The 11986-nt window shown below is 38.7% G+C and carries 13 protein-coding genes; 7 read left to right on the top strand and 6 right to left on the bottom strand.

Translation table 11 applies throughout. The annotated features are described in order from the left end of the window. The first annotated feature begins 12 nt into the window (after positions 1 to 12). Together ABVM49_RS12420 and ABVM49_RS12425 are read left to right on the top strand one after the other, a co-directional pair. Positions 13 to 1110, top strand: a complete 1098-nt coding sequence (locus ABVM49_RS12420) for an AI-2E family transporter (RefSeq protein WP_298350802.1) — start codon at positions 13 to 15, stop codon at positions 1108 to 1110. Continuing rightward, positions 1110 to 2291: a THUMP-like domain-containing protein gene (locus tag ABVM49_RS12425; protein WP_405202212.1), complete on the top strand. Its 1182-nt coding sequence runs from the start codon at positions 1110 to 1112 to the stop codon at positions 2289 to 2291. The genes ABVM49_RS12420 and ABVM49_RS12425 overlap by 1 nt, the downstream gene beginning before the upstream one ends. Positions 2292 to 2293: 2 nt before the next feature. Here ABVM49_RS12425 and ABVM49_RS12430 read toward each other — a convergent pair whose 3' ends face one another. After that, a complete protein-coding gene (locus tag ABVM49_RS12430; RefSeq protein ID WP_021779201.1) occupies positions 2294 to 2533 on the bottom strand; it encodes a DUF1456 family protein in 240 nt (79 codons plus the stop codon). A 248-nt stretch (positions 2534 to 2781) separates the two neighbouring features. On the opposite strand from ABVM49_RS12430, the gene ABVM49_RS12435 reads away from it, so the two are divergent. Together ABVM49_RS12435 and rluF are read left to right on the top strand one after the other, a co-directional pair. Then, on the top strand, positions 2782 to 2976 hold the full coding sequence (locus ABVM49_RS12435) for a cold-shock protein (RefSeq protein ID WP_021779202.1): 195 nt from the start codon (positions 2782 to 2784) through the stop codon (positions 2974 to 2976). 93 nt (positions 2977 to 3069) lie between these two features. After that, positions 3070 to 3852 carry a 23S rRNA pseudouridine(2604) synthase RluF gene (gene rluF, locus ABVM49_RS12440; RefSeq protein ID WP_405202213.1) on the top strand — a complete coding sequence of 261 codons (783 nt, stop codon included), beginning with the start codon at positions 3070 to 3072 and terminating at the stop codon, positions 3850 to 3852. A gap of 71 nt (positions 3853 to 3923) precedes the next feature. Here rluF and ABVM49_RS12445 read toward each other — a convergent pair whose 3' ends face one another. The 3 genes from ABVM49_RS12445 to ABVM49_RS12455 form a co-directional block, all read right to left on the bottom strand. Then, positions 3924 to 4100 carry a hypothetical protein gene (locus ABVM49_RS12445; protein WP_375252440.1) on the bottom strand — a complete coding sequence of 59 codons (177 nt, stop codon included), beginning with the start codon at positions 4098 to 4100 and terminating at the stop codon, positions 3924 to 3926. A 62-nt stretch (positions 4101 to 4162) separates the two neighbouring features. Beyond that, positions 4163 to 4849: an SIMPL domain-containing protein gene (locus ABVM49_RS12450; RefSeq protein WP_380035358.1), complete on the bottom strand. Its 687-nt coding sequence runs from the start codon at positions 4847 to 4849 to the stop codon at positions 4163 to 4165. Between the two features lie 52 nt (positions 4850 to 4901). Beyond that, positions 4902 to 5534: a rhomboid family intramembrane serine protease gene (locus ABVM49_RS12455; RefSeq protein ID WP_375252438.1), complete on the bottom strand. Its 633-nt coding sequence runs from the start codon at positions 5532 to 5534 to the stop codon at positions 4902 to 4904. A 64-nt stretch (positions 5535 to 5598) separates the two neighbouring features. On the opposite strand from ABVM49_RS12455, the gene ABVM49_RS12460 reads away from it, so the two are divergent. Next, a complete protein-coding gene (locus ABVM49_RS12460) occupies positions 5599 to 6510 on the top strand; it encodes a lysophospholipid acyltransferase family protein (RefSeq protein WP_405202215.1) in 912 nt (303 codons plus the stop codon). A 2-nt stretch (positions 6511 to 6512) separates the two neighbouring features. Here ABVM49_RS12460 and ABVM49_RS12465 read toward each other — a convergent pair whose 3' ends face one another. Together ABVM49_RS12465 and glmM are read right to left on the bottom strand one after the other, a co-directional pair. Further along, a complete protein-coding gene (locus tag ABVM49_RS12465) occupies positions 6513 to 8018 on the bottom strand; it encodes an aminotransferase class V-fold PLP-dependent enzyme (RefSeq protein ID WP_405202216.1) in 1506 nt (501 codons plus the stop codon). Positions 8019 to 8104: 86 nt separating this feature from the next. After that, complete coding sequence (gene glmM, locus ABVM49_RS12470) at positions 8105 to 9493, bottom strand: phosphoglucosamine mutase (protein WP_405202217.1); 1389 nt, start codon at positions 9491 to 9493, stop codon at positions 8105 to 8107. A gap of 167 nt (positions 9494 to 9660) precedes the next feature. Here glmM and ABVM49_RS12475 point away from each other — a divergent pair, with 167 nt between their 5' ends. Together ABVM49_RS12475 and ggt are read left to right on the top strand one after the other, a co-directional pair. Beyond that, positions 9661 to 10245, top strand: a complete 585-nt coding sequence (locus tag ABVM49_RS12475) for an ACP phosphodiesterase (protein WP_405202218.1) — start codon at positions 9661 to 9663, stop codon at positions 10243 to 10245. Between the two features lie 28 nt (positions 10246 to 10273). Then, on the top strand, positions 10274 to 11965 hold the full coding sequence (gene ggt / locus ABVM49_RS12480; protein WP_405202219.1) for a gamma-glutamyltransferase: 1692 nt from the start codon (positions 10274 to 10276) through the stop codon (positions 11963 to 11965). Positions 11966 to 11986 lie beyond the last annotated feature (21 nt).

The following is an 11986-nucleotide window of genomic DNA, read 5'->3' on the forward strand; positions in this document are numbered from 1 at the left end:
TTTGACCATTATATGAAGCCACTAAAAGCAAAAGAAATAAGTTATGGAATCTTACGCGCCGTAGGTGTCGTTGTGGGTATCTTAATCTTACTCTGGCTTCTTTATACCATACAAAGTGTGCTTGTTTATCTTGCCGTTGCAGCTGTACTATCACTAGTAGGTAGGCCTGTTGTAAAGTTTTTAAGATACACACTTAAGTTTAGCCCTACCTGGGCAGCGATAGTTACCATCTTTATATTATTACTGGTGATACTAGGTGTTTTTATGCTTTTTATACCTGTGGTTATCGACCAAAGCCAGCATCTGGGTCAGATAGATTTTGAAGAGGTAAAGGTTAATATTAATAGGCTCTTTGGCGAGATTGCAACTTATTTTGGCCTCGATAAGATGACTATAATACAAGGAGTTCAAGAGGCAGAGCTCGTAAAGAATTTTGATTTTAGTATCATCCCTGCATTTTTAAACGGAATTATAGGTAATCTAGGTGCCGCGGGCATTGGTACATTTGCTATTATATTTATTACTTTCTTCTTTTTAAAGGATAATAGATTGCTTGTAAATAGTCTACTCGCTTTCGCGAAAAAAGGCAATGAGGGCAAATTCTTACGCGTGTTTGAAAAGATAAAATACCTTCTTTCTCGCTACTTTATAGGCCTCATAATACAAGTATTTACAATGTTTGTCTTATACGCTATAATACTCTTATCATTTGGTATAGAAAACGCGCTTGCCATAGCGCTCTTTTGTGCTGTACTTAACCTGGTTCCCTATTTAGGGCCTCTTGTAGGTGGTGCTGTTATGCTATTACTGGTTACCTCGAGTAATATTGAGATGGATTTTAGAACCATTATTTTACCTAAATTACTCTGGATCTCCTTATGCTATGGCGCAGCACAAATGGTTGATAATTTTGTGATACAACCTTTTGTTTTTGGTAACAGTGTGAAGTCACATCCGCTGGAGATATTCTTAGCTATTATTATTGCTGGATTGTTATTTGGAGTATTTGGGATGATACTTGCCGTTCCTGTTTATACCGCACTTAAAGTGATCTCAAAAGAATTTTTGAGCGAGTATAAGATTGTACAAAAACTTACACAAGACTTATAATGAACACCGCGCTTTTACAGCCCGAAGTGCGTGCTTATTTACAAGAGCACGAGCATACACCACTGCACTCTTTTATTTTAAAAGGAAGCCCTTTTAAAGATATTACAGTACAAGAGCTTGCACAACAACTTGAAGGTAAACGTAAAGCCAAAGGAAAATTACCGCGATGGTATAACACCGCTGGTATCTTATTCCCGCCTAAACTCAATATGGAGCAAACCTCTTCTGAGGCAACAGCAAGTTACAAGGCCAGTATTATGCAAGGTACTACCCTAGCAGATGGTACAGGTGGCTTTGGTATAGATGCTTATCACTTTGCACAGACTAACAAGCAGGTAATCCACATAGAGATGGACGCCAGTTTATCAAGACTTGCACAGTCTAATGCAGAAGTTCTCAAACAAGAAAACATAGAGTTTATAGTAGATGATTCAATGCATTATTTTGAAACCTGCGATACTCGTTTTGACACCATTTTTTTAGACCCAGGGAGACGTACAGATAGTAAGGGAAAAGTTTTTATGCTTAAAGATTGTCTACCTAATGTACCGCTTTACAAAAATCTGTTATTGTCAAAGTGTAAAACCCTCTGGATAAAAACATCTCCCATACTAGACATTGCAGCAGGTATAGAAGAACTGGGCAGCGTGACCGAAATACACATTGTAGCTGTAAAAAATGAGGTAAAAGAGTTGTTATGGAAACTTACTTCACAGCGCTGTAAAGACATAAAGTTTACTGTTGTAAACTTACAATCATCAGATCCTGTAGTTAGTTTCTCTCATAGTGACGCCCTTAATGCGCAAGCCGTTATAGAAAGTCCTCAAAAGTATCTTTATGAGCCTAACAGTGCGCTTATGAAGAGTGGCGCCTTTAACTGGGTGAGTACATATTTTAATGTTTCAAAACTACACGAGCACTCACACTTATATACCTCAGAAGAGCTCATCTCATTTGCAGGCCGTCGTTTTGTGATAGAGAAGATTGTTCCTTACTCAAAAAGAATTGCAAAGGAATTAGGGATCACAAAGGCAAATATCACTACTCGCAACTTCCCTATGCAAGTAGATGTAATACGTAAAAAGTTAAAGATAAAAGATGGTGGAGACGTATACCTGTTTTTTACCACGCTAGATAATGGTAACAAAGTAGTTATCTCTACTAAAAAAGTGACCCAATAGCCCTACTTCTTTTTAGGAGGCATAGGTCCTCTCTTGTGTATTACTAGACCATTTAAAAAATTACGTAAAAACTGGTCACCACACTCCATAAATTTAGGATGATCTGGCTTACGAAAAATTGCGCCTAGCTCACTCTTAGAAACTTGGAAATCTACGAGCTTACAAATTTCTATAATTTCGTCATCACGTAGCTGAAGTGCTACTCGTAGTTTCTTAAATATATCGTTGTTTGTAAGTGCCATTTATTTCGGTTTTAAGCGCAAGTTACGGGTTAACAAACAAAATATCCCAACTTATTATTTGCAAAAACACCGCAACACATACCCATAAGACTAAGCTTTAAGATTGTCACGCACTATAAACAATGGGATGAGAGGTGATTACGCTTTCGCGAAAGCGTAAAAAAGTATTTTAAAACAATAACACACAATTGTGAGTTTCTGGATTAAATAGCAGTAAGTTTGCAACTTAACATATTTAAATTATTATAATGCACAAAGGAACAGTAAAATTCTTCAATGAAACTAAAGGTTTTGGATTTATCAATGAAGAAGAAGCAAACCAAGAGCACTTCGTACACGTAACAGGACTTATCGATGAGGTAAGAGAAGGTGATGCTGTTGAGTTTGAATTAAAAGAAGGTAAAAAAGGATTAAATGCAGTAAACGTCAAAGTAATTGACTAAGCACATATAACTTTTTAGTTCACTTTTATGAACTTGTAATGCCAGTCTCACGACTGGCATTTTTTTGTTCTATAAATAGTACTTTTGCTCATAATGGAAGAGAAAAAACAAACCCGTATCAATAAATACCTCAGCGAGGCTGGCTATTGCTCACGTCGCGCTGCAGATAAACTTATAGACCAAGGTCGCGTTACCATAAATGGTAAGGTGCCAGAAATGGGTACAAAAATTACGGAAGGTGATGAAGTGCGTGTAAATGGTGAACTTATAACAAGCTCTACAGAAAAGCCTGTGTATATCGCTCTTAACAAGCCTGTAGGTATCGTTTGTACGACAGATACTCGGGTTGAAAAGGATAATATCATTGATTTTATAAACTACCCTTCTCGTATCTTTCCTATAGGTAGACTTGATAAACCTTCTGAAGGTCTAATCTTCCTAACTAATGATGGTGATATTGTAAACAAGATATTACGAGCTCGTAATAACCACGAAAAGGAATATGAAGTGTGGGTAGATAAGCCTATCACACCGTCATTTATACAGCAAATGAGTAATGGTGTACCTATACTAGATACCGTTACACGTAAATGCCACGTGGAGCAACTGAGTAGGTTTTCTTTTAAAATCATACTCACACAGGGCCTCAACAGGCAAATACGTAGAATGTGTGAGGCACTAGAATATGAGGTTACTCGCTTAAAGCGAAATAGGATTATGAATATTGAACTAGATGTACCAGTAGGTAAATGGCGTTACATTAGTGATACAGAGATGGAGGAGATTAATAGACTTGTAGAAGACTCTGCAAAGACCCATACAGATGCTCCTAAAGAACCTAGACACCCTAATCTACGCAGAAACAGAAATAGGTAGTAACGACATCATCATAGTAAAAAGGTCAAGGATAAATATCCTTGACCTTTTTATTTACACACAAATAGTAACTAGTTTTTTTTCGCTCTTTGCTGCGCTTCATCTTTTGATTCTTTCTTTGCGAGCTTTGACCGTTCTCTATGAACACCGTTACCTATAGATATAGGTTGTGGGTCATCTCTTACGATGCGTGCATCTATCTCTTTTTCGCGCTCAGACTTGTTGTTTTCTTCTTCTTTCCTTTTCATATCTTAAAGATACTTTGAGAAAGCTATAAGAATGGTTAACAAGTCGTTAATCTTAGTTAAGCTTATTTTAATTCAAAACTTACAGAGATTTTTGTAGTGATTGTAAGCTCTCCTGGAGCGATGGTCTCTCCTCCTGCAGCGTTATCCATCTCCATAGACATCATTCTGGCCTTGTACATAGGTGGTTGTGGTGAAGCACTACCCTGCTCACTTATTTGTACTGCTTTACCTATAGTTTGACCTAAAGCACCAGCATATGCTGTGGCCTTATCTTTGGCATCTTTGATGGCTTTCACACGCGCGTCTGCCTTAAGAGCATCCATCTGTGAAGAGGTAAACTGTACATTATCTATACGATTTATACCAGAATTAAGAAGTCCTGCCATTACACCTTCATACATCTTTAAATCCTTGAGTTTTATGGTAAGTGTTTGATTTGCATTATAGTTGTAGGTCTTACTGTTATAATCATAGTTTTTATTAAGGTTTATGTACTCTGTCTGCACATACTTACTATCTATACCTTGACTACGTAAGAACTTTATAACATTATCTATAGCTTGATCATTTTCTGCTTTTACTTGCTTTGCTTCCTTGCCTTGATTTTCTACGCGCACGCGTATGTTTACACCGTCTGGCACGACCTTAACAATACCTTCACCGGTAACATTTACGAGGGGTTGCATTGTGTTGTTTTGAGCAGATATAGACATTGTGATTAATAGAATTAATGCGGTTATATATTTCATAATTATTGATTTTTTGTTTCCCTCAATATAAAAAACAATAAAAGAGGTTTCCTTAAATCTTTCCTAATTTAAAAAGAATAAAGAAAGCAATAATAGGTAAAGCTAGCGCAATTACTATTAAAAGACGCTCTTCTAAAAGAATTGGAGCAGACACAATGGCAATTATATACCCCGCAATAGCTCCTCCAAAATGGGCATCGTGCCCTATATTATCGTTACGCTTCACCATACCATAAATAGAGTAAATCATATACCCTACTCCAAATACCCAACCTGGCATAAAGTAAATTTCTAACCTTGGATTGAGAAGTATCCCAGCATACACTACACCCATTACTGCACCACTAGCTCCTACTGCAGAGTAGTGATACTCATCTTTATGTAGAAAATAAGAAAGTAAATTTCCTAATAGTAAACTAGAAACATACACCAGTAAAAATCTAGGTACGCCTATAGTGTAGATAACAGCATTTGCAAAGAAATACAGCGTGAGCATATTAAATAACAAGTGCTGCGTGTTTGCGTGTAAAAAGGCAGAAGATACCATACGTACTTGCTCTCCTCTACGTATAGCTCCTACGTTAAATTTATATTTTTCAAACATTGAGTAGTTTTTAAAACCACTCATAGAGAATAAGACATTTGCTAAGATAATTGCAATTGTAACTGGATGTAAATCCGCCATAAATACTAAGTTTTACTTGTAAAGATAGCTATATTTGTGAGACTAATATCTTAACTATATCTGAATGAAAGCTATTGTTTTCTGGTTGTTTTACCCACTATTATGGCTCATCTCCATACTCCCTTTTAAAGGGCTTTACCTGCTTTCAGATTTCTGTTATTTTGTTATTTATAAAGTTATAGGTTATCGTAAGAAAGTAGTGAGATATAACCTAAAGACTACCTTCCCAGAAAAATCTAAAGAAGAACTCCATACCATAGAACGTAAATTTTATAGCCATCTCTGTGATATGTTTCTAGAGATGATAAAATCTATGAATATAAAAAAGGAGGACCTCCTTGAACGTTACCAATTTTCTAACAAGGAACTCATCACAAAATATGATAAGGAAGGACAAAGCTCACTCCTTATGATGGGACACTACGCAAGTTATGAGTGGATATTTGCACTGCAACTATCTATGGAAAATCCCGGCTACGGAGTTTATAAGAAGATAAAACACAAACAATTTGATAACCTCATACGCAAGATACGTAGTAGATGGAACACCTATCTTATAGACTCTAAGGATACAATGCGCTTTATAAGACAAAATGAGAGTGAGAATAAAACAGGCTGTTATGGTTTTGTGGCAGATCAATCGCCTAGATTTCACCGTGCTCGCTACTGGACACAATTTTTAGGTCACGAGTTACCGTTTTTTACAGGAGTAGAACGTATTGCAAAAGAGTTTAAGCTACCTGTACTCTATTACGGTACAGAAAAGATAAAACGTGGCTACTACAAAGGATCTTTCCAACTTATTACACCAGATGGTTCTCAAACCGAAGATGGTGAGATTATGACAAATTATGCCGCCGCTCTAGAAGCTCAAATACGTAAAAATCCAGAGTATTACCTCTGGACTCATAAACGTTTTAAGCTCTTAGGCAAAAAGGAAGAAATCCTTTCTGAAATTAATAAGCCTAAGAAATAGCATTAAAATTCAAACCAAGAGTCTATAGCAGTACTACGACTCAAAGAGGTTGCCTTATCGTCTTTATGTAGGTACTCGTTTGAGTAAGGTTGGTATATATAATCTTGAGACCAGTCTTTGTGATGTAAAGCTAGTTCTTTTATACACGCGCATACATAAGCTATTTCCTCATTTGTGATGGTAGGGTGAATAGACATACGTATCCATCCTGGCTTTTGTATTAAGTTACCTGCATCTATCTCACAGGCGAGCGAGTTTGATGTTTTTTGATCTACATTGAGTAAATAATGCCCATAAGTTCCTGCGCAGCTACAACCGCCCCTAGTTTGTATCCCAAAACGGTCATTGAGTAATTTTACCGCTAGATTAAAGTGCAACTCTTCTATATAAAAAGAAATAACACCTAGTCTATCCTTATGATCACCTGCAAGAATTTTTACGTTTTCTACCGCTTCTAGTTCATTCCAAATGATGTCTATAAGTTCGTGCTCACGAGCGAGTATATTATCTACACCCATCTCTTCTTTTACTTTAATTGATAAGGCTGTACGTATGGTTTGCAAGAAACCCGGAGTACCTCCATCTTCACGCTCCTCTATATTATCTATATACTTATGCTCTCCCCAAGGGTTTGTCCACGATACGGTGCCTCCACCTGGGTTATCTGGTACCACGTTTTTATATAAATCTTTATTAAAGATTAAAACTCCAGAAGAGCCTGGACCTCCTAAAAACTTGTGTGGAGAGAAGAAAATAGCGTCTAGGCGCTCTTCTTTATTATCTGGATGCATATCAATATGCACATAAGGCGCACTACACGCAAAATCTACAAAGCATAAACCACCGTGAGCGTGCATAAGTCTCGCCACATCGTGATATGGTGTCTGTATACCTGTTACATTACTACAAGCAGTAATAGATGCTATTTTGAAAGGGTGATCTTCATATTTGAGCAGTTCTTGTTCAAACATTTGTATACAAAAACGTCCATCTTTTTTGGCAGGTACGACCACTACTGTTGCCGTAGTCTCTAGCCACGTAGTTTGATTACTGTGATGCTCCATATGTGTTACAAAAACAATGGGCTTTATCTCTGCAGGTACTTCTGTAAATTTCTTTATGTTTTCTGGTACTTTTAATCCAAGTATGCGCTGAAATTTATTGATCATACCCGTCATACCATTACCACCTACTATGAGTACATCATTCTCATCTGCATTTACGTGCTGCTTTATAATGTGTTTTGCTTTATGATAACTCATTGTCATAGCAGTACCTGAGACGGTCGTCTCTGTATGGGTATTTGCTACGTAGGGACCAAAGTCGCGTAACATCTTCTCCTCTATGGGACCATATAATCTTCCTGAGGCGGTCCAGTCTGTATATAAAAGCTGCTTTGTTCCGTATGGAGATTGAAAACTTTGGTTAATACCAATGATGTTTTCGCGAAAGCGTGAAAAGTAATTCTCTAGTTTACCGCTAGGTTTAGTAGACTTTAATGTATTCATAATCAATAGTTTGCATTGTAAAGATATTTAAAATTAAGCACAAAAAAAGAGGGCGATTGCCCTCTTTTTTTAATCGCTATATCTCTCTAGATACCAGCTACTTCCTTTATGGTAGCAATCATATCATTTGCAACTTGGTCTGCTTCGGCTTGTGTGCTTGCCTCTGTGTAGATACGTATAATAGGTTCTGTATTAGACTTACGTAGGTGTACCCAGTGATTTTCAAAATCTACTTTTACACCATCTACCGTAGACACGTCTTCGTTTGCATATTTGGCAGCCATCTTTTCTAGTAAAGCATCTACGTCAAGACCTGGTGTGAGCTGGATCTTTTGCTTACTCATAAAGTATGGAGGATAACTAGCTTTGAGTTCGCTCACAGAGATTTTAAGCTTTGCAAGGTGTGTAAGGAAAAGCGCCGTACCTACCAGGCTATCACGACCATAGTGCGATGCTGGGTAGATAATTCCACCATTTCCTTCTCCGCCTATTACAGCGTTTTGGTCCTTCATAGTTTGTACTACGTTTACCTCTCCTACGGCACTTGCAAAGTATTCTCCGCCGTGTTTTCTCGTGATATCACGTAGCGCACGTGAAGAAGATAAGTTTGACACCGTATTACCCTTAGTCTCTCCTAGCACATAATCTGCACAAGCAACGAGGGTGTACTCTTCTCCAAACATTTCTCCCTTATCATCTATAAAAGCAAGACGATCTACATCTGGATCTACTACGATACCAAAATCTGCATTTTCATCTACCACCATCTTACAAATGTCACCTAGGTGCTCCTTAAGTGGTTCTGGGTTGTGAGGAAACTCCCCGTTAGGTGTACAGTATAATTTTACTGCCTCTACGCCTAGCTCTTCTAGTAATCTTGGTATGGCAATACCTCCCGTAGAGTTTACACCATCTACCACTACTTTAAACTTAGCCTCCTTAATAGCGTTTACATCTACAAGCTCAAGGTTTTTTACCTCTTCTATATGCAAATCTATGTAGGCATCATTTTTTGTGATTTTACCTAGATCATCTACCTCTGCAAAGGTAAAATCTTCATTATCTGCATAATTTAAAATTTTCTCCCCTTCTACTCCATTAAGAAACTCCCCCTTACTGTTTAATAGTTTAAGCGCGTTCCATTGTTTTGGGTTATGCGAGGCAGTGAGTATAATACCACCATCTGCGTGTTCCATAGGTACGGCAACTTCTACCGTAGGTGTGGTAGAGAGGCCAAGGTCTATAATATGGATTCCCATACCCACGAGCGTGTTCATCACAAGCTCTTGTATCATAGATCCAGATATACGTGCATCACGCCCTACTACTACTCTGTAGGTTTCTTTATTACGATCATTTTTGAGCCACGCACCGTATGCTGCAGCAAATTTTACTGCATCTACTGGTGTAAGGTTTTCACCCGTGCGACCTCCTATGGTACCACGTATTCCTGATATAGATTTTATTAATGTCATATGTAAATTTTGAGTACGCTTTCGCGAAAGCGTAATTAATCTTCGTTTTTTTGATTGTTAAACAAAAGTACTAAAACACATACGTACCAGCCTAACAAGAATGCATTGCTTCACAATGCCTCATAAAATCTTTGAACAGGTTAATTTTTCCTATTAACTTCACCACTATGAATTTTCTCGCACACATTTACCTTACCGATGGCTTACCTATGGAAACTATAGGCAACTTTATGGCAGATGGTATAAAAGGTAAAAAGTACCTCAAGTATAGTGATGATATACAGCGAGGTATACTCGTGCATCGCTGGATAGATAGCTACACAGATAGTCACCCTATTGTAAAGCAGAGTACAAAACGCCTGCACGCAAAGTATGGTCACTACTCTGGTGTGATAGTAGATATTATTTATGATCACTTTCTAGCCAAAAACTGGAACAACTATCACGACACATCGCTAGATGTGTACATAGATGACTTTTACCAGCTACTACAAGACCATCACCACTTGCTCACGGGTCGCATACAGAAAATGATGATCCCTATGATGGAGCAAAACTGGCTCCTCAGCTATGCAACTATGCAAGGCATAGGCACTGTGCTTTACAATATGAACATACGCACAAAACGGCGCGTAGCGATGGACAAAGCCATAGAAGACCTTGCCGAACATTATGAAGCCTTTGAAGATGAGTTCACACGCTTCTTTAAAGAATTACAAGCCTTTGTTGCATTAAAACTAGAAGAACTTTAAGTTTATCATATAATTACAAATCCAACCTATGAAGTATTTACTCTTACTCTGCATTCCCCTATTATTTATAAACTGTAAGACAGAAGCACCTGCTCCCGCACCCGTACAGGGACTTATTGCTCAGGAGGCTATGGTCGTTTCGGCGAGAGAGGAGGCTTCACGCATAGGCGTTGAGATTATGAGGCAAGGTGGTAACGTTTTTGACGCAATGATTGCTACAGATATGGCGCTCAATGTGACTTACCCGTTTGCCGGTAGTCTAGGTGGTGGTGGTTTTCTAGTATACCGTACTAAAGATGGTGATATAGGAGCGCTAGACTATCGCGAGATGGCACCTGGTGCGGCTACAAGTGATATGTACCTAGATGAAGACGGTAATGTGATACCAGGTTTAAGCACAGAGGGAAGTCTTGCTGTGGGCGTGCCAGGTGGGCTTGCAGGTATGTTTGCCGTGCACGAGAAATTTGGCTCACTACCTATGGAGACCATTCTCAAGCCAGTAATTGACCTTGCTCGCAATGGGTATGTGATTACAGAAAACCAAGCAGGAAGGTTTGGCGCTTTACAAGATAAATTTAAAGAGCTTAACGGAGATAGTATTATATATGTAAACGCTTTCGCGAAAGCGGACACTCTTAAAAACGAAGCTCTCGCACAAACACTAGAGCGCATCGTAGCAAATGGTAAAGACGAGTTTTACAAAGGTGAGACGGGCCAAAAACTGGTAGACTTCTTACAATCTAAAGGTGGGATCATCACAATGGAAGATCTTACGGCATACGAAGCAAAGTGGCGCACACCGGTAACCTTTGAGTATGATAACTTAAAAATGATCTCTATGAGTCCGCCTAGTTCTGGTGGGGTTTGTTTATCACAAATTATGCAAATGATAGAACCGTATGACATCTCACAATATGGTCACAACAGTGTGGAGAGTATACAACTACTTACAGAAGCAGAGCGTCGCGCGTATGCAGATAGAAGTTTTTACCTAGGAGATCCAGATTTTGTAAACATCCCTATAGACACACTCATCTCTGATGTGTATGCAAAAAACAGAATGGAAACCTTCTCTTGGGACACCGCTACAAAGTCTAGCGATATGACACACGGTGCCTTGCCAGGTTATGAGAGTATGGAAACAACGCACTACAGCGCGGTAGACCAGTATGGTAATGCCATTGCAGTAACAACCACACTTAACGGCGCTTATGGATCTAAGTTATATGCGAGTGATTTAGGCTTCTTTTTAAACAATGAGATGGATGACTTCTCTAGTAAACCTGGAGTGCCTAATATGTTTGGGCTTATAGGCGCCGAGGCAAATAAAATTGAGCCAGGCAAGCGTATGCTGTCTAGTATGACTCCTACCCTAGTAGAAAAAGATGGCGAGTTCTGGATGACCGTAGGTACGCCTGGAGGATCTACCATAATTACCTCTGTGTTACAAACGGTACTTAATGTACACGAGTTTGGGATGACAATGCAGGAGGCGGTAAACGCACCACGTTTTCACCACCAGTGGTTACCAGATGTGGTATTATTTGAACCTAACAGCTTTGATCCAGCCATCATAAACGGACTACAAGAAAAGGGTTATGAAACCAATGAAGAGCGCTCTCCCGTAATAGGTAAAGTAGACGGTATTTTAGTCCTCCCTAATGGCACACTAGAAGGCGGTGCAGATAGACGTGGTGATGATACTGCGGTAGGGTTTTAGGGGGTTGAGTTAGATTAAATT

The sequence above is a fragment of the Dokdonia sp. LLG6352-1 genome (assembly GCF_045055815.1).
GTDB classification, from domain to species: Bacteria; Bacteroidota; Bacteroidia; order Flavobacteriales; family Flavobacteriaceae; genus Dokdonia; species Dokdonia donghaensis.